The organism is Mycobacterium sp. SMC-11, from assembly GCF_046250095.1.
Taxonomy (GTDB): Bacteria; Actinomycetota; Actinomycetes; order Mycobacteriales; family Mycobacteriaceae; genus Mycobacterium; species Mycobacterium heraklionense_A.
On record NZ_CP176430.1, the window covers coordinates 697776 to 720837 of the forward strand.

Consider the following 23062-nt stretch of genomic DNA (forward strand, 5'->3'; position numbering starts at 1 on the left):
GTCAGACTCCCGGGTCGTCGTTGTCTTTGTGCTCGCGGCTGACGTCGACCATGAAGTTGGCGAAGTAACCGGTCAGCTGCGGGTCGGACATCATCTGCCAGCGCGGCGCCAGCAGTTTCATGTAGCGCTCGACATAGAGGAACTGTTTGCCGATGAGCACCAGCTCGCGCGGCAGCTTGACGTCGTAGGCATCGGCCAGCGCCCCGAGCTGCTTGCCGATGTCGGCGTAGGACATGTCGCCCAGCGATTTCATCGTCAGCGGGGTGGCGAACGCCTCGAGATCCTTGGCGGCTTGGCCCTCGGGTTTGACGGTGCCCACCGCGCCCATCAACACCACGATCTTGCCGGCCGCGGCGTGGTCCTTCTTGACCAGCAGCGCGTAGACCAGCTCGCGCAGCAGCCACCGGGTGCGGGGGTCGATACGGCCCATGATCCCGAAGTCCAGGAACACCACCCGGCCCTCGTCGTCCACCAGCAGATTGCCGGCGTGCAGGTCGCCGTGGAACAACCCGTGCCGCAGCCCGCCCTCGAAGGTGGAGAACAGCAGCGCCTTGACCAGCTCCACGCCGTCGAAACCGGCCTTGCGGATGGCGGGGGCGTCGTCGATGCGGATGCCCGCCACGCGCTCCATCGTCAGCACCCGCTCGCTGGTGAAGTCCCAGTGCACGTCGGGCACCTTGATGTTCTTGCCGAGCGGGGAGGCGTGCAGGTGCGACACCCAGGTCTGCATCGACTGGCCCTCGATACGGAAGTCCAGCTCCTCGGCGAGGTTGTCGGCGAAGTCGGCGACCACATCGCCGGCCGACAGTCGCCGGCCCAGCTTGGCCAGCTCCACCAGCTGGGCGAAGCGTTTGAGGATCTGCAGGTCGGCCGCGACCCGTCGGCGGATGCCGGGCCGCTGGATCTTGACCACGACCTCCTCGCCGCTGTGCAGGGTGGCGAAGTGCACCTGGGCGATCGAGGCCGACGCGATCGGGGTCTCGTCGAACTTCGCGAACAGCTCCTGCGGTTCGGCGCCCAGTTCCTCGACAAAGAGGGCATGTATCTCGGCCGGGTCGGCGGGCGGCACGGAGTCCAGCAGTCCGCGGAACTCCCGAGACAGCGGTTCGCCGAACGCGCCGGGGCTCGAGGCGATGATCTGCCCGAACTTGACGTAGGTGGGGCCCAAGTCGGCGAACGTCTGCGGCAGCTCGCGGATCACCTTCTGCTGGATCGGCCCGGGCCCGAGCAACCGGGTGAAGACGCGGGCGGCGGCGCGGGTGAGCTGCCAGCCCGTTGCGCCGATGCGGGCCGCCTCAACCGGCAACGGCACCCGGTCCAGCTGGGCCACCTGGCGGGGTGGGGTCGAACTCATTGCTGCAGTCTGCCAAATCACCGGCGGAAGTTCTCCGCCAGCGCACCGCCTTACGCCGTGGCGCCCGGTCGCCAGGGGGGCAGCCAGGCGGTCGGTTCGGCGCCCTCGAACCCGGCGATCAGTTCGTACATGGTGGCGCCGTCGATGCTCTCCCGGATGATGTCGGCGTGCCCGGCATGCCGGGCGAGCTCGTTGATCAGGTGATGGAACACCCAGCGCACCGTCCACGCGTCGACATCGGTGGGAAACCATGGTGCGTCGCGCGGCACCGGCACCGCGGCGTCGAGGTCGGCGGACTCCAACAGGCGCAGCGTCTCGGCGTTCTGCGCCGCGAACGCCTCCAACGCCCCGGCCAGGGTCTCATCCGGACGCAGCACGTACTGGTCCTGATATTCGCGGGCCCTCTGCTCGCCCGGCCGGTTGTCCGCGGGCGGCGCGTCCGGTGCGGCGGCGACCCGGGACATCCAGGTGTGTTGCATCCCGGTGGCATGTTTGACCAGCGCGCCGATCGACAAGGCGCTGGCCGTCGGGGTGGCCCGGGCCTGCTCATCGGTCAGGCCGTACGCCACCGCGAAGTAGGCGCTTTGGTGGTAGGACACGAATTCGCGCAGCGCGTGGCGTTCGTCGGCCACCGGCGGGGCAAGTCCGGGCATGGTCAGTCCTTTCGATCGGGTCGGTGCGCGTACAGATCTCGCAGGCAGGCGATTTCGGCGCCGTGATGGATGGCTTCCCGGTGGATGTGCAAGACCAGCTCGGCCATGGTGCGCTCGGCCCACGGTCCCTCCGCCGGGCCGACGGGCCGGGCCAACACGGACTCATCGAGGCCATGCACCCCGGCAATCCAGCCTGCGTAGGCGTCATCGAGTTGGCGCAGCGCGGTGGCGGCGTCGAGGGCGTACGGCCAGCTCTGGTAATCGGCCGGCGGCCCACCGAAGTGGTGGTGGTTGCGCATGGCGAACACCCCGACGATCAGGTGCGCCATCCGCCAGGCGATGGTGGTGAACGGCGCCGGCTCGGGCGCCGGGAAGGCAAAGTCGATGCCGTCGCGGCGTACGGACCAGCAGCCGGCCACCGGCTCCCACAAGTACTCCTCGTCGGTGAGGCCGTCCAGCCGCGGGCGCAGCAGGTTCTTCCAGTGCCAGTCGAGCTGGTCGGCCAGCAACTCGCTCCAGGCGGGCATGACCCGAGCCTGCCAGTCGGGTACGACATTTAGCCACGCACACCGATTGCGGTCGGTCACCGAAAGGCTCCGCTCGGCGGGCGCGCATCCGTAGGTTTGTGTCATGCGGATCCTCGACGTCGAATCGACCGAGAAGTTCGTGGGGCCGGCCGACGCGCCCGTGCAGCTGGTCCGGGTCGACTACCGCGATGCCGACGTGGCGACCCCGCTGCGGATCGACGGCGAGGGGCTGGCCGGGGAGGCCCTAGCCGAGCCCGGAAACGGTGTCGTCGAGGTGCCGGTGATCGTCGACAATCCGGTGCCGGGTCAACAGCGGGCCGCCCAGGTCAACGGCAGCCGTTTCACGTTCACCGTCGCCGAACCCGGCTGGACCATGTTCATGATCGGTCACTTCCACTACGACCCGGTGTGGTGGAACACCCAGGCCCACTACACCAGCGTGTGGACCGAGAGCCCGCTCGGCGCGTGCCGGCAGACCAACGGCTTCGATCTGGTGCGCGGGCACCTGGACTGGGCCCGGGACAACCCCGAGTACAAGTTCGTCCTGGCCGAAGTCGACTACCTCAAGCCGTATTGGGACACCCACCCGCAGGACCGGGCCGAGCTCCGCCGGCTGATCGCCCAAGGCCGGGTCGAGGTGATGGGCGGCACCTACAACGAGCCGTCGACCAACCTCACCGACGCCGAGACCACGATCCGCAACCTGGTGGCCGGGATCGGCTTTCAGCGCGACATCATGGGCGCCGCACCGGCCACGGCCTGGCAGCTCGACGTGTTCGGGCATGACCCGCAGTTCCCCGGGCTGGTCGCCGACGCCGGACTGTCCTCCAGCGCCTGGGCGCGCGGGCCGTTTCATCAGTGGGGGCCGATGGCCGATCGGGGCGATCCGCGCCGCATGCAGTTCGCATCCGAGTTCGAATGGATCGCGCCGTCCGGGCGCGGCCTGCTGACCCACTACATGCCCGCGCACTACGCGGCCGGCTGGTGGATGGACGCGAATACGACCCTGGCCGCCGCCGAGGACGACGTCTACCGGTTGTTCACCGAGATGAAGAAGGTCGCCGCCACCCGCAACGTGCTGCTGCCGGTGGGCACCGACTTCACCCCGCCGAACCGCTGGATCACCAAGATCCACCGGGACTGGAACGCCCGCTACACCTGGCCGAAGTTCGTCTGCGCCGTGCCGAGCGAGTTCTTCGCCGCGGTGCGCGCCGAACTGGACCAACGCGGGGTGTCCCCGTCTCCGCAGACCCGGGACATGAACCCGATCTACACCGGCTGCCACGTCTCCTATATCGACACCAAGCAGGCCAACCGGGCCGCCGAGCGGGCGGTCCTGGGCGCCGAGCGCTTTGCGGTGTTCGCCGCGGCGCTGACCGGGGTGGACTACCCGGAGGCGGCACTGGCCAAGGCCTGGGCGCAACTGTCCTACGGCGCCCACCACGACGCCATCACCGGCTCGGAAGCCGACCAGGTCTACCTGGACCTGCTGACCGGCTGGCGCGATGCTTGGCAACTGGGCGCCGACGCCCGCGACAGCGCACTGACCGTGCTGTCGGGTCTGGTCGATACCGGCCAAGGCGACAGTGCAGTGGTGTGGAATCCGATGGCCCGCGACCGCACCGACATCGTCACCGTGCACCTGCAGACACCGCTGTCGGCCGGGGCCCGCGTGGTTGCTCCCGACGGCACCGAATGTCCGACCCACGTCGAACACGGCGGCAGCACCGTCAGCTGGCTGGCCCGCGACGTGCCGTCGCTGGGCTGGCAGGCCTACCGGCTCACGCCCACCACCGACGCCGACGGCTGGCAACCGGTGATAGGCACCCGCATCAGCAACGACCACCATCAGCTGACCGCGGACCGGGATCGCGGCGGCGGTATCACCTCGTGGCGCCACCACGGCCGCGAAATGATCATCGAGGGGGGCCTCGGCAACCAGCTCGCCGTCTACGACGAATACCCCAAACACCCGCAGTCCGGTGAGGGCCCATGGCACCTGGTGCCCAGCGGCAACCTGTTCACCTCCGCGGTCGCGCGCGAGGTGACGGTGCAGGCCTTCCGCGGGCCGCTGGGGGAGCGGCTGGTGGTGTCCGGGCGGATCCGCAACGTGCTGGCCTACACCCAGACCCTGACGCTGTGGCAGGGCGTGGATCGGGTGGACTGCTCCACCACCATCGATGAGTTCACCGGCGCCGACCACCTGTTGCGGCTGCGCTGGCCGTGCCCGGTGCCCGGCGCCCTGCCGGTCGCTGAGGTGGCCGACGCCGTCATCGGCCGCGGCTTCGGGCTGCTGCACGAGCCCAGCGGGCGCTCGGTGGACACCGCGCAACACCCGCGGACCCTCGACACCCCCGCCAACCGCTGGTTCGGCCTGTCGGCAACCGCGCGGATCAGCGTCGGCGACGGCAGCCGGGCGGTCGCGGTAGCCGAAGTAGTCACCGCTGGCTCGCGGACGCGGGAGCTGATGGTCGCGCTGGTGCGTGCCGGGGTCACCGCCACCTGTTCGGCGGCCGACGGACCGCGCTACGGCAACCTCGACGTCGACTCCAACCTGCCCGACACCCGTATCGCGCTGGGTGGGCCGGACCGCAACGCCTTCACCCGAGCCGTACTGGACGTCGCCGATCCGGCCTACACCGCCGAGCTGCACCGCCAGCTCGATCGGCGCGGCCGGGCCCGGGTGTGGGTGCCGGCCGAAAAGCCCCTGCCCGAGGTCTGGGTGCCCGGGGCGGACCTCACCGGCCCGCGTGCCCTGCCGGTGCTGGTGATCGCCGGCCGCGACGACGAAGCCTTGATGGCCGAGATCGCCCGGGTGGCCGACGACCTGGCCGACGCCGAGATCGTGGTGGAGCAGGAAGTCCGCGCCGAGATGGAGCCCTTCGAGGCGCGTACCGTCGCCCTGATCAACCGCGGCGCGCCCAGTTTCGCGGTGGACTCCGCGGGCACGTTGCATACCGCCCTGCTGCGATCCTGCACCAGCTGGCCGTCGGCGGCCTGGGAAGACGACCCGCGCCGCACCGCGCCCGACGGCAGCGCCTTTCAACTGCAGCACTGGACGCACACCTTCGACTACGCGCTGGTGGCCGGTGACGGCGACTGGCGGCAGGTGGCGATGCCCGAGCGCAGTGCCGAATTCGCCGACCCGCTGCAGGCCGTGGCGGTGACCGGGGGCGAAGGTCGGCTCCCGGCCAGCGGCTCGCTGCTGCGCATCGACCCCGCCGAGGGGGTCGGTCTCGGGGCGCTCAAGGCGGCCGGCAACCCGATGGCGCGTGGCAGCGTGCAGCCCGTCGACCCGAACACCGTCACGCTGCGTTTGGTCGAGACCCGCGGCGGCGACGCCGCTGTCACACTGCGCAGCGACCTGGGCCCGGTGACCGTGCTGGGCCGGGCCGACCTACTGGAGCAGCCGCGTGAGCACCCCGCGCCGGACCGGCTGCACGGCTACGAGATCGCCACCGTCACCGCCCGCCTCGATGTCGAAAACGTGGGAGCCGCTGGATCTTTGGGGACCGAATCCGAGGCAGCCCAACCGCTCTACGCCCGCTATTGGCTGCACAACCGCGGGCCGGCACCGCTGGGCGGCCTGCCGGTGACCCCGGCGCTGCACCCGCACCGAGTCGACGCGGATGCGGGCGCACCGCTGAACCTGGAGCTGACCGTGGCCAGTGACTGCGTCGACGCGGCCCTGTCCGGCGCGGTGACGTGGCAGTGTCCGGCCGGCTGGGCGGTGACGCCGGCCGAACAACCGGTGCGATTGGCGGCCGGGGACCACGTGCGCATCCCGGTGCGGGTGACGGTTCCCGCCGACGCTGATCCGGGGCTCTATCCGCTGCGCGCTCGACTCGACCTCTCCGGTGACGTGCCGCGGGCTTGGCGCCAGCCGGTCGAAGACGTGGCGGTGGTGCGCGTCGGCGATCCGGGCTCCGACCGGCTGCTGTATGTGGGCGACCCGTCCGCCATTGAAGTCACCGCGGGACGCTCCGCCCGGCTGACCGTCCTGGTGGGCACCGACGCGCACGCCGACCTGGCGGTCGAGGCGCACCTGGTCAGCCCCTGGGGCACCTGGGAGTGGGCGGGGCCGCCGGCGCGGGGTGCGGTGGTGCCGGCTGGTGGCCAGGTGGAGCTGAGCTTCGAGGTCGCCCCGCCGGTGTGGGCGACACCAGGAACCTGGTGGGCGCTGGTCCGGGTGGGCGGAGCGGGTGCGCTGGCCTACTCTTCCGCGGTGCCACTGGCGGTGCTGGCACCCGTCACGGTGGGTGTCGACTGATGGCCGCGATCCTCGCGCTGGATGTCGGTGGCACCAAGATCGCCGCCGGCCTCGTCGAACCCGACGGATCCCTGACTTACGCCGCCACCCTGCCCACCCGGGCGGATCAGGGCACCGAGGTGGTGTGGGCGGTGGTGGCCGAGCTGATTGAGAACGCCCTGGAACGGGCCGGTGGGCGGGTGGCCGCCGTGGGCATCGGCTCGGCCGGACCCATCGACGTCAACGCCGGAACGGTCAGCCCGGTCAACATCGCGGGCTGGCGCGGGTTCGCGCTGCGTGACCGGGTGGCCGCCGCGGTGCCCGGGGTTCCGGTCCGATTGGGCGGCGACGGCGTCTGCATGGCGCTCGGCGAATACCGGCACGGCGCCGGGCGCGGCACCCGATCCATGCTGGGCATGGTGGTCTCCACCGGCGTGGGCGGTGGTCTGGTGGTCGACGGTGCGCCGTTGCACGGCCGTACCGGCAACGCGGGCCACGTCGGGCACGTCATCGTCGATCCCGACGGGGAGCGGTGCCGCTGCGGTGGCCGCGGCTGCGTGGAAACCATCGCCTCGGGCCCGGCGATGGTGCGCTGGGCGCTGGCCAACGGTTGGACGCCCGAAGCATCGTCAGCAGACGCAAAAGCGCTCGCCGCAGCCGCCGAGGCCGGTGACCCGGTGGCGCTACGGGCTTTTCGGCGCGGCACCGACGCGCTGGCGGTGATGATCACCTCGGTGGCGGCGGTGTGCGACCTGGATCTGGTGGTGATCGGAGGGGGAGTCGCCCGCTCCGGTGCCTTGTTGTTCGACCCGCTGCGGGCCGCGCTGGCGCAGCGTGCCGGGTTGGACTTCCTGGTCGGCCTCCAGGTGGTGCCCGCCGAACTCGGCGGCGACGCCGGGTTGGTGGGGGCGGCCGTGCTGGCCACCCTGGGCTGACTCGGGCTTAGGGGGCTTGGGTTGTCGCGTGGCTGGGGAGAGAGCAGATCGCGTCCAGGCCGAAGACCCTGTTCAGTCGGCCGAAGGCCAGCCAGGCACCCAGGGACATCGTCAGTTCCACGGCCTCACGCTGGTCGTAGTGGCCCTGGAAGCGGGTCCAGAACTCGTCGTCCAGGCCGTGATGGTCCAGGACGTAGCGTTCGGCGTACTCCGCGGCCAGACGTGCCCTGTCGTCCAGGCGGTCTGTGGTGCGCCACTGTTCGACTGCCTCGGCGAACTCTTCTTCCACTTTGAGGCCGTCGCGTTCTGTCCTCCAGTCCTGGCAGAACAGGCAGCCGTTCAACTGGGCTATGCGCAGTCGGGCGGCCTCGAACTCGCGCAGGCCCAGCGTCGAGTGGGCGTAGACAGCCAGGGAGAAGTTCGCCGCCGCCGGGCCGATCCCGGGGACCAAGGAGCCCCAGACGTACTCGATGGCGTCCTGGCCCTCGGGGATGTCGATGTTCATTTCGTGCCTCCAAAGGTTCGGCCGGGGATCCAGCGCAGCGGGACGTCGAGGGCGTCGTACAGCCCGGGGTCGGCGGCAACCAGCCAGTCGAGGGCGCCGACGATGCGACCCACCGCGGTGGCGTTGCCGCCTTCGGAGCGGTTGCCGTTCTCGGTGGCCTCGACGGTCACCTCTATCCGGGGGCGGCCTTCGATGATGACGCGGTGCGCGCCGTCGTCGCCGTCCGGCGGCTGCGGCCAATCGGGCGCGCAGGCTGGGTCAATGCGGGTGACGTGTTCGATCACGATGCGGGCCTCGCCGTCGACGATGCCCTGGACCTCGAACCGCACGGCGCCCTGGGTGCCCGCCTCGAAGTCGCCCATCGCGGCGGTCGTGACGGTGGCGTCGAGGGCGCGGCGTTCAACGTGCTCGCGTACCTCGTCCAGCTTGATGCCCAGCGCGCGGGCCATCAGCCGGATCTGCCCGCCCCACACCATGGACGGGACGGTCGCCATCAGCATCGGCGGCTCGTAGTCGAGCGGGTGCCCCATACCGACGAGGTGGCGGACGGAGTCCGGCTGGTCGTAGGTCGTGTAGTCGAAGATCTCCTGGCAGCGGATCCCGTCGACGCGGGCGGCGAGCCCGCTGACGAGCAGCGGCAGAATGTCGTTGCCCCAGCCGGGGTCGATGCCGGACACGAACAGCGATCCGCCGCCGTCGGCGATGGCCTTCTCGACGGGTTCGCGTACTTCGGGCGGCGCGTTTCGGTGGTCGTACAGGGCGTAGAGGGACGGTGTGACGACGGCGGCACCGGCGCGGATCGCGCGGCAGATGTCGGCGAGGGCGTCGTCGGGGCGGATGTCGCCGGAGGCGGCGTAGACGACGGCGCGCGGGCCCGCTGCGAGAGCGGCTTCGATGTCGTCGGTGGCGGCGACGCCGACCGTGCGCCCGAGCCCGCCGAGGTCGCCCGCGTCGCGGCCCACCTTGGCCGGATCGTGGACGATGACGTGGGCGAGTTCGAGTGCGGGGTGGGCGTCGACGGCGCGGATGGCCAGCCGTCCGACGTTCCCGGTGCCCCAGACGAGGGTGGGGATAGTGTCGCTCATCACAGGAGCCTAGCAAGCGATTGGTTGGTCACGTCGAGCCCCGAGTCAACGCGAAAGGTGGATGCGGCCCCAGTCGAACAGCTGGCCCAGCACAGGGGCCAATGTCTTCCCGTACTCAGAGATCGAATAGTGCACACAGGGCGGCACGGTGCCGGCGTCGTGGCGTTCGATGATCCCGTCGGCGACGAGCTCGTGCAGATGGCGGATGAGCATTCGTTCGGTGATGCCCGGGATGCTGCGACGTAGCTCCGCGGTGCGCAGGGGCCCGTCGGCCAGCCGCCACAGGATGGTGCCCTTCCAACGGCCGTTGATGACCGACAGTGCGGCGTCGATCGGGCAGTCACTGACGATTGTCTTCGATGCCGCCACCAGCGCTCCTTATGCTGACTAATTTGTCAGTACCTTGTTTTTTGTCAGCATAGATATCACAGTCGATTGTTGTGAAGGAGATTCTGGAGACACTTGCGCTGCTGGTGGTCGGGACCTTGGTGGGTTCGGAGTTCGCGGTGGCGGCGTTCTTGCGCCCGATCCTTGGGCGCCTGCCCGATGACGCCTTCTGGGCCGCCCGCGGTGACGGCGCGGGGTTGCTGGGGAAGGTGATGCCGTTCTGGTACCTGGCCTCATTCGCGCTGTTGGTGGGGGTCGCCGTCGTCGCGGGCTCGCAGCGCTGGCTCATCGGTGCCGGCGCAGGCCTGATGGTGGCGGTCGTGCTGCTGTCAGTGCTGGTGCTGGTGCCGATCAACAACAAGATCGCGGCGTGGCGCACCGCCGACGAGGTGTCCCGAGGGCTGGCCGCGCGCTGGGATCGGTTGCACTGGTTGCGGGTGGCGATGCTGGCGGTGATCTTCGTGTTGCTCGCGATCGGCGTCGTGAATGCCTAGCGGCAGCCGGGCCGGTGGACGCCGTTTTGGCTGATCGGCCCTCGTCACGCTATGGTGTGTGGCGATCCACCACAGACCGTCGGTCACCGAGCAATCGGTTGAAGGTCCGGGAACATCCCGGCGGCCCACGCAGGAGGACGAGGCACCGGCACCGCCGGCACACAGTGTGACGCCCCGACCGCATCCTGCGTCGGGGCGTTCGTTATTTCCCGGGTGGAGCAAAACTTGAGACAACAACAGCGACACCGAGGAGGTATGCATGGCGCGGGCTGACAAGACCGCCGCCGTCGCGGAGATCGTCGAGCAGTTCAACGGCTCGACCGCCACCGTGATCACCGAGTACCGCGGTCTGACGGTTGCGAACCTGGCGGAGCTGCGGCGTTCGCTCAGCGGTGCGGCAACCTACGCGGTGGCGAAGAACACCCTGGTCAAACTGGCCGCGGCCGAGGCCGGAGTCGAAGGGCTCGACGAGCTGTTCGCGGGCCCGACGGCCATCGCGTTCGTTCAGGGCGAGCCGGTTGACGCCGCCAAGGCGATCAAGAAGTTCGCCAAGGACCACAAGGCGCTGGTCATCAAGGGCGGCTACATGGACGGTCGCGCGCTGACCGTCGCCGAGGTGGAGCGCATCGCCGACCTGGAGTCGCGCGAGGTGCTGCTGGCCAAGATGGCTGGCGCCATGAAGGCCAACCTGTCCAAGGCCGCCGGTCTGTTCGCCGCCCCGGCGTCGCAGATGGCCCGCCTGGCAGCCGCACTGCAGGAGAAGAAGCCCGCCTCGGAAGCCGCCCCTGCAGCACCTGCTGTCGAGGCTCCCGCGGAGGCCGAGGCCCCGGCCGAGACCGAGGCTCCGGCGGAGACCGCCGAGGCTCCGGCCGACGCCGCCGAATAACTAGGCACAACCCCAACCCAACTTCCCTAACCGGAATCAGAAAGGACCGAAATCATGGCCAAAATTTCCACCGAAGAGCTGCTCGACGTCTTCAAAGAGATGACCCTGCTGGAGCTGTCGGAGTTCGTGAAGCAGTTCGAGGAGACCTTCGACGTCACCGCTGCGGCTCCGGTCGCCGTGGCCGCCGTCGCGGGCGCTGCCCCCGCCGCTGAGGCTGGCGAGGAGCAGAGCGAGTTCGACGTCATCCTGGAGTCGGCTGGCGAGAAGAAGATCGGCGTCATCAAGGTTGTCCGCGAGGTCGTGTCCGGCCTGGGTCTGAAGGAAGCCAAGGACCTGGTCGACAGCGCTCCCAAGCCGCTGCTGGAGAAGGTCGCCAAGGAGGCTGCCGAGGACGCCAAGGCCAAGCTCGAGGCGGCCGGCGCCACCGTCACCGTCAAGTAGCTTCGACTACGGCACTGAACAGGGGAAGCCCCCGGAACCCGCGAGGTTCCGGGGGCTTCTGCTATTCGGCGCTGTTCAGCCCGGCCCGGGCGCCCGCCGCGGCGAGCGACTGTGCCGCCCGCTCGGGGGTGTCGCCCAGGGCGACCAGCAGGCTGAGCGTCATCGGGCTCAGCACCTGTATCGCCGCGGCCAGCCCGTCGTTCACGTCGCCGAAGAATCCGGCCAGCTCCAACATCATGAAGCCGTGCATCACCGTCCAGAACTGCGCGGCGGCCGCCACCACGGCGGTATCGTCTTGCGCCACCGTGAGCCGGCCCGCCTGTATCGATCGGTGGACGCCCCGGACCAGGTGCGCGAAGCTGGGCACCTCGACATCGATCTGGGCGGTGCCGAGCGTGAGCATGTTGTGAGCCGGCGCGTTGATGCCGTGCGCGCTGGTGCTGCCGAACATCAGCCGGTAGAGGTGTGGCCGTTCGATCGCGAAATTGCGGTACACGATCCCGGTGGCCAGCAGGTCGGCGACCGGATCGTCGGTGGCGGGGATCGTCAGCGCCACATCGAACTGGCGGAGACCCTCCTCGGCGATCGCGGCGATCAGCTGCGGCATTCCGCCGAAGTGGGTGTAGACCGCCATCGTTGAAGTCCCAGCGGTGCTGGCAACTCTGCGGGTCTGCAGCGCGTCGGGTCCGTGCTCGTCGAGCAGCCCGAGGGCCGCGGTAAGCAGATCCCCGCGTACGGTCCGCTCGGGCTGCGAAGTCACGGTTGCCATCGTTTCACAGTCCGCGTACGGTACCCATAACGTTGAAATAACAATGTTATAGGAGTTGGTATGACTACCAGCCAGGAAACACCCGCCGCGAATCCCTATCTGGAGGGCGTCATGGGGCCGGTGCAGACCGAGCTGACCGCCACCGACCTCCGCGTCACGGGCGAGATCCCGGACTATCTCGACGGCCGCTACCTGCGCAATGGTCCGAACCCGGTGGCCGAAGTCGATCCGGCCGCCTACCACTGGTTCACCGGCGATCCCATGGTGCACGGCGTGGCGCTCCGCGACGGCCAGGCCCGCTGGTACCGCAACCGCTGGGTGCGCACGCCGGCGGTCTGTGCTGCGCTGGGCGAACCGCGGCCGGTCCGGTTGAACGTGCGGGCCGGGATGCAGTCCGTCGGCCCCAACACCAACGTGCTCGGCCATGCCGGCAAGACGCTGGCGCTGGTGGAAGGCGGCGTCGCCAACTACGAGCTCACCGAGGAACTCGACACGGTGGGCACCTGCGACTTCGACGGCACCCTGGCCGGGGGTTACACGGCGCACCCGCACCGTGACCCGGTCACCGGTGAGTTGCACGCCGTGTCCTATTCGTTTGCGCGGGGCAAGACCGTGCAGTACTCGGTGATCGACACCGCCGGGCGGGCGCGGCGCACCGTCGATATCGAGGTGACCGGGTCGCCGATGATGCACGACTTCTCGCTCACCGAGAAATACGTCGTGGTCTACGACCTGCCGGTCACGTTCGACTCGGCGCAGGTGCTGCCGGTAAGCATGCCGCGCTGGCTCAAGGCGCCTGCGCGGATGATGCTGAGCAGCCTGGTCGGCAGGGTGCGGATGCCCAGTCCGATCACCGCGATGGTCAATCGCGACAGCCGGCCGCCGGGCGGGCTGCCGTACTCATGGAATGCCGACTACCCGGCGCGCATCGGGGTGATGCCGCGTGAAGGTGGCGCCCAGGGATGGGTCCGGGCGGGGGAAGCGCAGGTGCGGTGGTTCGACGTCGAACCCTGCTATGTCTTTCACCCGCTCAACGCCTACACCGAGGTCTCGCCGACCGGGCAGGAACTGCTGGTGCTCGACGTGGTGCGCTACGCGAAGGTCTTCGACGTCGACCGGCGCGGCCCCGGTGACGCCCCGCCCACCCTGGACCGCTGGACGATCAACCTCGACACCGGCGCGGTACACACCGAGGCGCGCGACGATCGGCCGCAGGAATTCCCCCGGATCAACGACTCTCTGCTGGGGTCCAAGCACCGCTTCGGGTACGCCGTCGGGATCAACGGCGGGTTCATCGGGGATGTCCAGGCGGAGATGTCGACCACGCTCTACAAGCACGATTACCTGACCGGCTCGAGTATCACCGCCCCGATCGACCCGCAGCTGGTGCTCGGCGAGATGTCGTTCGTGCCGAGACCTGGCGGTCGCGACGAGGACGATGGCATCCTGATGGGAATGGGTCACCACAGAGGTGATGAGGAGGGGCAACTGGTGATCCTCGACGCCGCGACCTGTGAGTCGCTGGCCACGGTGCACCTGCCGCAACGGGTTCCGATGGGCTTCCATGGCAATTGGACACCCACCGACTGAGGCGGACCGCCGATAAGGGTCGCACCTGTGCGCTACAGTGGCCCAAGCCACAAGCCAGTCGTGGCACGAACAGACGTTGCGGAAGGACCTCACTAATGGGCGTCGCCATCGAGGTACAGGGGCTTACCAAGTCCTTCGGATCGGCCCGGATCTGGGAAGACGTCTCCATGACGATTCCCGAGGGAGAGGTCAGCGTTCTGCTCGGGCCCTCCGGTACCGGCAAGTCCGTGTTCTTGAAGTCGCTGATCGGCCTCTTGCGCCCCGAGCGCGGTTCGATCGTCATCGACGGCACCGACATCCTGCAGTGCTCGGCCAAGGAGCTCTACGAGATCCGCACGCTGTTCGGCGTGCTGTTCCAGGACGGCGCGCTGTTCGGGTCGATGAACATCTACGACAACACCGCCTTCCCGCTGCGTGAGCACACCAAGAAGTCCGAGAAGGAAATCCGTGACATCGTCATGGAGAAGCTCGAGATGGTCGGTATGCCCAACGACGGCTACAAGTTCCCGGGCGAGATCTCCGGCGGTATGCGCAAGCGTGCCGGCCTGGCCCGCGCCCTGGTGCTCGACCCGCAGATCATCCTCTGTGACGAGCCGGACTCCGGTCTGGACCCGGTCCGTACGGCGTACCTGAGCCAGCTGTTGATCGACATCAACGCCCAGATCGACGCCACCATCCTCATCGTTACGCACAACATCAACATCGCGCGCACCGTGCCGGACAACATGGGCATGCTGTTCCGCAAGGAGCTGGTGATGTTCGGGCCGCGCGAGGTGTTGCTGACCTCCGACGAGCCGGTGGTGCGCCAGTTCCTCAACGGCCGGCGTATCGGCCCGATCGGTATGTCCGAGGAGAAGGACCAGGCGACCGCGGCAGCCGAGGAGGCCATGCTGGCCGCCGGCCAGAGCGACGGCGGCGTCGAAGAGATCGAGGGCGTGCCGCCCCAGCTCAGCGCGACCCCCGGCCTGCCGGAGCGCAAGGGCGTGGCACGACGCAAGGCGCGGGTGCGCGAGATCCTGCACACCCTGCCGCCGAACGCCCAGGCCGCCATCCGGGACGAGCTGGAGGGCACTCACAAGTACGCCGTCCACGAGTTCCCGGCAGACGAAGAGGCCCCCACCGCGTCAATCCCGACCCCGCCTGGCTGAGACTTTGCCGTCCCTGCCGGTCCTGCGCCGTGTCAGCTCTTGACGGACGGACCTAAACGGTCCAATCTGGTCACCAGCACACGTGCGGAGAGCCCGGCGGAGATCAGCCAGCACCGATAGGGCCCCGGGATATCGCAGTTGAGGATTGCGTCAGCCTGCGCTATTGTTGGACGTTGCGCTGGCTTCCTCCTGCCCATCCCTTACCCGCACCCGAACACCGCAGTACCAGCCTGAGTCACGTTCATTGGCTCGCTTTGGCTTGTCACCTCGTGGTTTGGCTGTGCGTGAGACCGGACAGAACGTTCGCCAGCCGAACCAACGGTCGAATATTCGCAGCGAACGGGGCCCGGTGAGAGCCGGAATCCGCTGGCCGCATTAGGTGCTGGAAGGATGCATCTTGGCAGTCTCCCGCCAGAGCAAAAAGAACGCTTCAGGTACTACCACCCAGAATTCTCCCAATAGTTCTGTGCCCGGAGCCCCGAACCGGGTCTCCTTCGCCAAGCTGCGTGAACCTCTCGAGGTTCCGGGTCTGCTCGATGTACAGACCGACTCGTTCCAGTGGCTGATCGGGGCGTCGGAGTGGCGCGAGAAGATGACCGCGCAGACCGGTTCTGCGCCCAAGGGTGGCCTCGAAGAGGTTCTCGAAGAGCTGTCTCCGATTGAGGACTTCTCCGGCTCGATGTCGCTGTCGTTCTCCGACCCGCGGTTCGACGAGGTCAAGGCCCCGGTCGAGGAGTGCCGCGACAAGGACATGACCTACGCGGCCCCGCTGTTCGTCACCGCGGAGTTCATCAACAACAACACCGGCGAGATCAAGAGCCAGACGGTGTTCATGGGTGATTTCCCGATGATGACCGAGAAGGGCACCTTCATCATCAACGGCACCGAGCGGGTGGTGGTCTCCCAGCTGGTGCGTTCGCCTGGTGTGTACTTCGACGCCAACATCGACAAGTCCACCGAGAAGACGCTGCACTCGGTGAAGGTGATCCCGGGCCGTGGCGCCTGGCTGGAGTTCGACGTCGACAAGCGCGACCTGGTCGGCGTTCGTATCGACCGCAAGCGCCGCCAGCCGGTCACCATCCTGCTCAAGGCGCTGGGTTGGACCTCCGAGCAGATTCGGGAGCGCTTCGGCTTCTCCGAGATCATGATGTCGACGCTGGAGAAGGACAACGCCGCCAGCCCCGACGAGGCGCTGCTGGACATCTACCGCAAGCTGCGTCCGGGCGAGCCCCCCACCAAGGAATCCGCGCAGACTTTGCTGGAGAACCTGTTCTTCAAGGAGAAGCGCTACGACCTGGCGCGGGTGGGTCGCTACAAGATCAACAAGAAGCTGGGCCTGACCGCCAACCCGGGCGAGTCGCAGCCGACCACGCTGACCGAAGAGGACATCGTGGCCACCATCGAGTACCTGGTGCGTCTGCACCAGGCCGCTCAGGATGGCGTATCGGCCACCATGACCGTGCCGGGCGGCGTCGAGGTTCCCGTCGAGGTCGACGACATCGACCACTTCGGCAACCGGCGTCTGCGCACCGTGGGTGAGCTGATCCAGAACCAGATCCGGGTTGGTCTGTCCCGGATGGAGCGCGTGGTCCGCGAGCGGATGACCACTCAGGACGTCGAGGCCATCACGCCGCAGACCCTGATCAACATCCGCCCGGTGGTCGCCGCGATCAAGGAGTTCTTCGGCACCAGCCAGCTCTCCCAGTTCATGGACCAGAACAACCCGCTGTCGGGTCTGACCCACAAGCGCCGTCTGTCGGCGCTGGGACCGGGTGGTCTGTCGCGTGAGCGGGCCGGCCTGGAAGTTCGTGACGTGCACCCGTCCCACTACGGCCGGATGTGTCCGATCGAGACCCCGGAAGGCCCCAACATCGGTCTGATCGGATCGCTGTCGGTGTACGCACGGGTCAACCCGTTCGGCTTCATCGAGACCCCGTACCGCAAGGTCAACGACGGTGTGGTCAGCGACGACATCGAGTACCTGACCGCCGACGAGGAGGACCGCCACGTTGTGGCGCAGGCCAACTCGCCGCTGGAGGACGACGGCCGCTTCACCGAGGACCGCGTTCTGGTCCGTCGTAAGGGCGGCGAAGTCGAGTACGTGTCGTCGTCCGAGGTCGACTACATGGACGTCTCGCCGCGCCAGATGGTGTCGGTGGCCACGGCCATGATTCCGTTCCTCGAGCACGACGACGCCAACCGTGCCCTGATGGGTGCCAACATGCAGCGTCAGGCGGTTCCGCTGGTGCGCAGCGAGGCACCGCTGGTGGGTACCGGCATGGAGCTGCGTGCCGCGATCGACGCCGGCGATGTGATCGTCGCCGACAAGACCGGTGTCATCGAGGAGGTGTCCGCCGACTACGTCACGGTGATGGCCGATGACGGCACCCGGCAGACCTACCGGATGCGCAAGTTCAACCGGTCCAACCACGGCACCTGCGCCAACCAGCGTCCGATCGTCGACGCCGGCCAGCGTGTCGAGGCCGGCCAGGTGATTGCGGACGGTCCGTGTACCGACAACGGCGAGATGGCCCTGGGCAAGAACCTGCTCGTGGCGATCATGCCGTGGGAAGGGCACAACTACGAGGACGCGATCATCCTGTCCAACAGGCTGGTCGAGGAGGACACGCTGACCTCGATCCACATCGAGGAGCACGAGATCGACGCCCGCGACACCAAGCTGGGCGCCGAGGAGATCACCCGGGACATCCCGAACGTCTCCGACGAGGTGCTGGCTGACCTCGACGAGCGCGGCATCGTCCGCATCGGCGCCGAGGTCCGCGACGGCGACATCCTGGTCGGCAAGGTCACCCCCAAGGGTGAGACCGAGCTGACGCCCGAGGAGCGGCTGCTGCGCGCGATCTTCGGCGAGAAGGCCCGCGAAGTCCGCGACACCTCGCTGAAGGTGCCGCACGGTGAGTCCGGCAAGGTCATCGGCATCCGGGTGTTCTCCCGCGAGGACGACGACGAGCTGCCCGCCGGGGTCAACGAGCTGGTGCGCGTCTACGTCGCGCAGAAGCGCAAGATCTCCGACGGTGACAAGCTGGCCGGTCGTCACGGCAACAAGGGCGTCATCGGCAAGATCCTGCCGGCCGAGGACATGCCGTTCCTGCCGGACGGCACCCCGGTCGACATCATCCTGAACACCCACGGTGTGCCCCGTCGTATGAACATCGGTCAGATCCTGGAGACCCACCTGGGCTGGATCGCCAAGACCGGTTGGAACATCGATGTGGCGGCCGGTGTGCCGGACTGGGCGGACAAGCTCCCCGAGGAGCTGTACTCCGCTGGGCCCGACACGCGCACCGCGACCCCGGTGTTCGACGGTGCGCGCGAGGCCGAGCTGCAGGGCCTGCTGTCCTCGACGCTGGCCAACCGCGACGGCGAGGTCATGGTCAACGGTGACGGCAAGGCGATGCTGTTCGACGGTCGCTCCGGTGAGCCGTTCCCGTACCCGGTGACCGTTGGCTACATGTACATCATGAAGCTGCACCACCTGGTGGACGACAAGATCCACGCGCGTTCCACCGGTCCGTACTCGATGATCACCCAGCAGCCGCTGGGCGGTAAGGCGCAGTTCGGTGGCCAGCGGTTCGGTGAGATGGAGTGCTGGGCCATGCAGGCCTACGGTGCGGCGTACACGCTGCAGGAGTTGCTGACGATCAAGTCCGACGACACGGTCGGCCGTGTCAAGGTCTACGAGGCGATCGTCAAGGGCGAGAACATCCCCGAGCCGGGTATCCCGGAGTCCTTCAAGGTGCTGCTCAAAGAGCTGCAGTCGCTGTGCCTCAACGTTGAGGTGCTGGCGAAGGACGGTGCGGCGATCGAATTGCGCGAAGGCGAGGACGAGGACCTGGAGCGGGCAGCCGCCAACCTGGGAATCAACCTGTCCCGCAACGAATCCGCTTCGGTGGAAGACCTCGCTTAGTTATTAGCTACTAAACCCGCAAGGGGAAAGGGAGTTACGTGCTCGACGTCAACTTCTTCGATGAGCTCCGCATCGGCCTGGCGACCGCGGAGGACATCCGGCAATGGTCCTACGGTGAGGTCAAGAAGCCGGAAACGATCAACTACCGCACGCTCAAGCCCGAGAAGGACGGCCTGTTCTGCGAGAAGATCTTCGGACCGACTCGCGACTGGGAGTGCTACTGCGGCAAGTACAAGCGCGTGCGCTTCAAGGGCATCATCTGTGAGCGCTGTGGCGTCGAGGTGACTCGCGCCAAGGTGCGTCGTGAGCGGATGGGCCACATCGAACTGGCCGCTCCGGTCACCCACATCTGGTACTTCAAGGGCGTGCCGTCGCGCTTGGGCTACCTGCTGGACCTGGCGCCCAAGGACCTCGAGAAGATCATCTACTTCGCGGCCTACGTGATCACCAGCGTCGACACCGACATGCGCCACAACGAGCTGTCCACGCTGGAAGCCGAGATGGTCGTCGAGAAGAAGGCTGTCGAGGACCAGCGCGACGCCGACCTGGAAGCCCGCGCCCAGAAGCTCGAGGCCGACCTGGCCGAGCTGGAGGCCGAGGGTGCGAAAGCCGATGTGCGCCGTAAGGTTCGCGACGGCGGCGAGCGCGAGATGCGTCAGCTGCGCGACCGTGCCCAGCGTGAGCTGGACCGCCTCGACAACATCTGGGACACCTTCGTCAAGCTGGCTCCCAAGCAGCTGATCGTCGACGAGACCGTCTACCGCGAGCTGGTGGACCGTTACGGCGAGTACTTCACCGGTGCCATGGGTGCCGAGTCGATCCAGAAGCTCATCGAGACCTTCGACATCGATGCCGAGGCCGAGCTGCTGCGCGACATCATCAAGAACGGCAAGGGGCAGAAGAAGCTTCGTGCTCTCAAGCGCCTCAAGGTGGTCGCCGCATTCCAGCAGTCGGGTAACTCCCCGATGGGCATGGTGCTCGACGCGGTGCCGGTGATCCCGCCGGAGCTGCGTCCGATGGTGCAGCTCGACGGTGGTCGCTTCGCGACCTCCGACCTCAACGACCTGTACCGCCGGGTTATCAACCGCAACAACCGCCTCAAGCGACTGATCGACCTCGGCGCCCCCGAGATCATCGTCAACAACGAGAAGCGAATGCTGCAGGAGTCCGTCGACGCGCTGTTCGACAACGGCCGTCGCGGCCGGCCGGTCACCGGACCGGGCAACCGTCCGCTGAAGTCGTTGAGCGACCTGCTCAAGGGCAAGCAGGGCCGGTTCCGTCAGAACCTGCTCGGTAAGCGTGTCGACTACTCGGGCCGTTCGGTGATCGTGGTCGGTCCGCAGCTCAAGCTGCACCAGTGCGGCCTGCCCAAGCTGATGGCGCTGGAACTGTTCAAGCCGTTCGTGATGAAGCGACTGGTTGACCTCAACCACGCGCAGAACATCAAGAGCGCCAAGCGGATGGTGGAGCGGCAGCGCCCCCAGGTGTGGGACGTCCTCGAAGAGGTCATCGCCGAGCACCCGGTGCTGCTCAACCGTGCACCTACGCTGCACCGCCTGGGTATTCAGGCCTTCGAGCCGCAGCTGGTGGAAGGCAAGGCCATTCAGCTGCACCCGCTGGTGTGTGAGGCCTTCAACGCCGACTTCGACGGTGACCAGATGGCCGTGCACCTGCCGCTGAGCGCCGAGGCGCAGGCCGAGGCCCGCATCCTGATGCTGTCGAGCAACAACATCCTGTCGCCGGCCTCGGGTCGTCCGCTGGCCATGCCCCGACTGGACATGGTTACCGGTCTGTACTACCTGACCACCGAGATCGAGGGTGACACAGGCGAATACACCCCGGCTGCCAAGGACCGCCCGGAGACCGGCGTGTACTCCTCGCCGGCCGAGGCGATCATGGCCGTCGACCGCGGTGCGCTGTCCGTGCGGGCCAAGATCAAGGTGCGTCTGGACCAGCTGCGGCCGCCGGCCGAGGTGGAGACCGAGCTGTTCGGCGAGAACGGCTGGCGTCCGGGCGGGTCTTGGATCGCCGAGACCACGCTGGGCCGGGTGCTGTTCAACGAGCTGCTGCCGACCGGCTACCCGTTCGTGAACAAGCAGATGCACAAGAAGGTTCAGGCCGTCATCATCAACGACCTGGCCGAGCGCTACCCGATGATCGTGGTCGCCCAGACCGTCGACAAGCTCAAGGACGCCGGCTTCCACTGGGCCACCCGTTCGGGAGTCACGGTCTCGATGGCCGACGTGCTGGTGCCGCCGCGCAAGAAGGAGATCCTCGACTCCTACGAGGAGCGTGCCGACAAGCTGGAGAAGCAGTTCCAGCGTGGTGCTCTCAACCGTGAGGAGCGCAACGAGGCGCTGGTGGAGATCTGGAAGGAAGCCACCGAGGAAGTGGGTCAGGCGCTGCGTGACCACTACCCGGCCGACAACCCGATCATCACGATCGTCGACTCCGGTGCTACGGGTAACTTCACCCAGACCCGGACGCTGGCGGGCATGAAGGGTCTGGTGACCAACCCGAAGGGTGAGTTCATCCCGCGCCCGATCAAGTCCTCCTTCCGTGAGGGCCTGACGGTGTTGGAGTACTTCATCAACACCCACGGCGCCCGAAAGGGCTTGGCGGACACCGCGTTGCGTACCGCCGACTCGGGTTACCTGACGCGTCGTCTGGTCGATGTTTCGCAGGACGTGATCGTGCGCGAGCACGACTGCGGCACCGAGCGCGGCATCATCGTCGACTTGGCCGAGGCCCAGGCTGACGGGTCGCTGATCCGCAACGCGTTCATCGAGACGTCTGCCTACGCCCGCACGTTGGCCGTTGACGCGGTCGACGAGAAGGGCAAGGTCGTCATCGAGCGCGGTCACGACCTCGGCGACCCGTCGATCGAGGCTCTGTTGGCTGCCGGCATCACAGGCGTCAAGGTGCGTTCGGTGCTGACCTGCGCCACCGGAACCGGGGTTTGTGCCACCTGCTACGGCCGATCGATGGCCACCGGCAAGCTGGTCGACATCGGTGAGGCGGTCGGCATCGTCGCCGCCCAGTCCATCGGTGAGCCCGGTACTCAGCTGACCATGCGTACCTTCCACCAGGGTGGTGTCGGTGACGACATCACCGGTGGTCTGCCGCGTGTGCAGGAGCTGTTCGAGGCCCGGATTCCGCGCGGCAAGGCGCCGATCGCCGACGTCGCTGGACGGGTGCAGCTCGAAGAGGGCGAGAAGTTCTACAAGATCACGATCGTGCCGGATGACGGTGGCGAGGAAGTGGTCTACGACAAGCTGCCCAAGCGTCAGCGGTTGCGTGTGTTCAAGCACGAGGACGGCTCGGAGCGGTTGCTGTCCGACGGCGACCACGTCGAGGTCGGCCAGCAGCTCATGGAGGGCTCGGCCGACCCGCACGAGGTGCTGCGTGTGCAGGGCCCGCGCGAGGTGCAGATCCACCTGGTCAACGAGGTCCAGCAGGTCTACCGGGCCCAGGGTGTGTCGATCCACGACAAGCACATCGAGGTGATCGTCCGGCAGATGCTGCGCCGGGTGACCATCATCGACTCGGGCGCCACGGAGTTCCTGCCCGGTTCGCTGACCGAGCGGGCCGAGTTCGAGACCGCGAACCGTCGTGTGGTGGCCGAGGGCCTGGAGCCCGCGGCGGGACGTCCGGTGCTGATGGGTATCACCAAGGCGTCGCTGGCCACGGATTCGTGGCTGTCGGCGGCCTCCTTCCAGGAGACCACCCGCGTGCTGACCGATGCGGCGATCAACTGCCGCAGCGACAAGCTGCAGGGCCTGAAGGAGAACGTGATCATCGGCAAGCTGATCCCGGCCGGCACCGGCATCAACCGGTACCGCAACATCGCCGTGCAGCCCACCGAAGAGGCCCGGGCCGCCGCGTACACGATCCCGTCCTACGAGGATCAGTACTACAGCCCGGACTTCGGCGCCGCCACCGGTGCCGCGGTTCCGCTGGACGACTACGGGTACAGCGACTACCGCTAGTTTTTTGTAGCGCGAGCAGACACAAAAGCCCCCATTCCGTGCCGGAATGAGGGGCTTTTGTGTCTGCTCGGCGGGGTGCGGCAGTTATCCACAGGGGTGACTTTCTCGTTGGTCGCGATCGG

16 protein-coding genes are annotated in these 23062 nt (G+C 67.8%); 9 read left to right on the forward strand and 7 right to left on the reverse strand.

From position 1 onward, the window contains the following. Nucleotide 1: 1 nt before the first annotated feature. From ACKY0X_RS03335 to ACKY0X_RS03345, 3 genes are read right to left on the reverse strand one after another with little or no spacing between them, the layout of a single operon-like run. Nucleotides 2-1354, reverse strand: coding sequence for an ABC1 kinase family protein (locus ACKY0X_RS03335; protein ID WP_409428302.1), 1353 nt, complete (start codon nucleotides 1352-1354; stop codon nucleotides 2-4). A 50-nt stretch (nucleotides 1355-1404) separates the two neighbouring features. Beyond that, on the reverse strand, nucleotides 1405-2007 hold the full coding sequence (locus tag ACKY0X_RS03340; protein ID WP_409428303.1) for a DinB family protein: 603 nt from the start codon (nucleotides 2005-2007) through the stop codon (nucleotides 1405-1407). 2 nt (nucleotides 2008-2009) lie between these two features. Next, nucleotides 2010-2534, reverse strand: coding sequence for a DinB family protein (locus ACKY0X_RS03345; protein WP_409428304.1), 525 nt, complete (start codon nucleotides 2532-2534; stop codon nucleotides 2010-2012). 103 nt (nucleotides 2535-2637) lie between these two features. On the opposite strand from ACKY0X_RS03345, the gene ACKY0X_RS03350 reads away from it, so the two are divergent. Then, nucleotides 2638-6804: an NEW3 domain-containing protein gene (locus ACKY0X_RS03350; RefSeq protein ID WP_409428305.1), complete on the forward strand. Its 4167-nt coding sequence runs from the start codon at nucleotides 2638-2640 to the stop codon at nucleotides 6802-6804. Beyond that, a complete protein-coding gene (locus ACKY0X_RS03355; protein WP_409428306.1) occupies nucleotides 6804-7718 on the forward strand; it encodes an ROK family protein in 915 nt (304 codons plus the stop codon). The genes ACKY0X_RS03350 and ACKY0X_RS03355 overlap by 1 nt, the downstream gene beginning before the upstream one ends. Before the next feature lie 7 nt (nucleotides 7719-7725). Here ACKY0X_RS03355 and ACKY0X_RS03360 read toward each other — a convergent pair whose 3' ends face one another. Genes ACKY0X_RS03360 through ACKY0X_RS03370 form a run of 3 tightly spaced genes read right to left on the reverse strand, consistent with a single transcriptional unit; the run spans nucleotide 7726 to nucleotide 9677 of the window. Beyond that, entirely contained in the window at nucleotides 7726-8223 is a 498-nt protein-coding gene (locus ACKY0X_RS03360) for a carboxymuconolactone decarboxylase family protein (protein WP_409428307.1), read from the reverse strand. After that, entirely contained in the window at nucleotides 8220-9308 is a 1089-nt protein-coding gene (locus ACKY0X_RS03365; RefSeq protein ID WP_409428308.1) for a dihydrodipicolinate reductase, read from the reverse strand. Before ACKY0X_RS03365 ends, ACKY0X_RS03360 begins: the two co-directional genes overlap by 4 nt. A 45-nt stretch (nucleotides 9309-9353) precedes the next feature. Beyond that, nucleotides 9354-9677 (reverse strand): winged helix-turn-helix transcriptional regulator, encoded by a 324-nt coding sequence (locus ACKY0X_RS03370; protein ID WP_409428309.1) that lies wholly within the window; start codon nucleotides 9675-9677, stop codon nucleotides 9354-9356. Between the two features lie 71 nt (nucleotides 9678-9748). On the opposite strand from ACKY0X_RS03370, the gene ACKY0X_RS03375 reads away from it, so the two are divergent. The 3 genes from ACKY0X_RS03375 (at nucleotide 9749) to rplL (ending at nucleotide 11516) form a co-directional block, all read left to right on the forward strand. After that, nucleotides 9749-10189 carry an anthrone oxygenase family protein gene (locus ACKY0X_RS03375; RefSeq protein WP_409428310.1) on the forward strand — a complete coding sequence of 147 codons (441 nt, stop codon included), beginning with the start codon at nucleotides 9749-9751 and terminating at the stop codon, nucleotides 10187-10189. A 259-nt stretch (nucleotides 10190-10448) separates the two neighbouring features. Continuing rightward, nucleotides 10449-11075 (forward strand): 50S ribosomal protein L10, encoded by a 627-nt coding sequence (rplJ, locus tag ACKY0X_RS03380; RefSeq protein WP_409428311.1) that lies wholly within the window; start codon nucleotides 10449-10451, stop codon nucleotides 11073-11075. A gap of 54 nt (nucleotides 11076-11129) precedes the next feature. Beyond that, nucleotides 11130-11516 carry a 50S ribosomal protein L7/L12 gene (gene rplL / locus ACKY0X_RS03385; RefSeq protein WP_308485633.1) on the forward strand — a complete coding sequence of 129 codons (387 nt, stop codon included), beginning with the start codon at nucleotides 11130-11132 and terminating at the stop codon, nucleotides 11514-11516. Between the two features lie 61 nt (nucleotides 11517-11577). On the opposite strand, the gene ACKY0X_RS03390 is transcribed toward rplL, so the two are convergent. Then, nucleotides 11578-12276 carry a TetR/AcrR family transcriptional regulator gene (locus ACKY0X_RS03390; RefSeq protein WP_409429486.1) on the reverse strand — a complete coding sequence of 233 codons (699 nt, stop codon included), beginning with the start codon at nucleotides 12274-12276 and terminating at the stop codon, nucleotides 11578-11580. Nucleotides 12277-12345: 69 nt separating this feature from the next. Here ACKY0X_RS03390 and ACKY0X_RS03395 point away from each other — a divergent pair, with 69 nt between their 5' ends. From ACKY0X_RS03395 to ACKY0X_RS03410, 4 genes are all read left to right on the forward strand, one after another. Next, nucleotides 12346-13875, forward strand: coding sequence for a carotenoid oxygenase family protein (locus ACKY0X_RS03395; RefSeq protein ID WP_409428312.1), 1530 nt, complete (start codon nucleotides 12346-12348; stop codon nucleotides 13873-13875). A gap of 95 nt (nucleotides 13876-13970) precedes the next feature. Further along, the gene (locus tag ACKY0X_RS03400) at nucleotides 13971-15023 is read left to right on the forward strand and encodes an ABC transporter ATP-binding protein (protein ID WP_046282649.1); all 1053 of its coding nucleotides are present in this window, start codon (nucleotides 13971-13973) and stop codon (nucleotides 15021-15023) included. A 397-nt stretch (nucleotides 15024-15420) separates the two neighbouring features. Further along, nucleotides 15421-18951, forward strand: a complete 3531-nt coding sequence (locus ACKY0X_RS03405; protein ID WP_192830526.1) for a DNA-directed RNA polymerase subunit beta — start codon at nucleotides 15421-15423, stop codon at nucleotides 18949-18951. A gap of 38 nt (nucleotides 18952-18989) precedes the next feature. Continuing rightward, on the forward strand, nucleotides 18990-22940 hold the full coding sequence (locus ACKY0X_RS03410) for a DNA-directed RNA polymerase subunit beta' (protein WP_065042316.1): 3951 nt from the start codon (nucleotides 18990-18992) through the stop codon (nucleotides 22938-22940). Nucleotides 22941-23062: the final 122 nt, after the last annotated feature.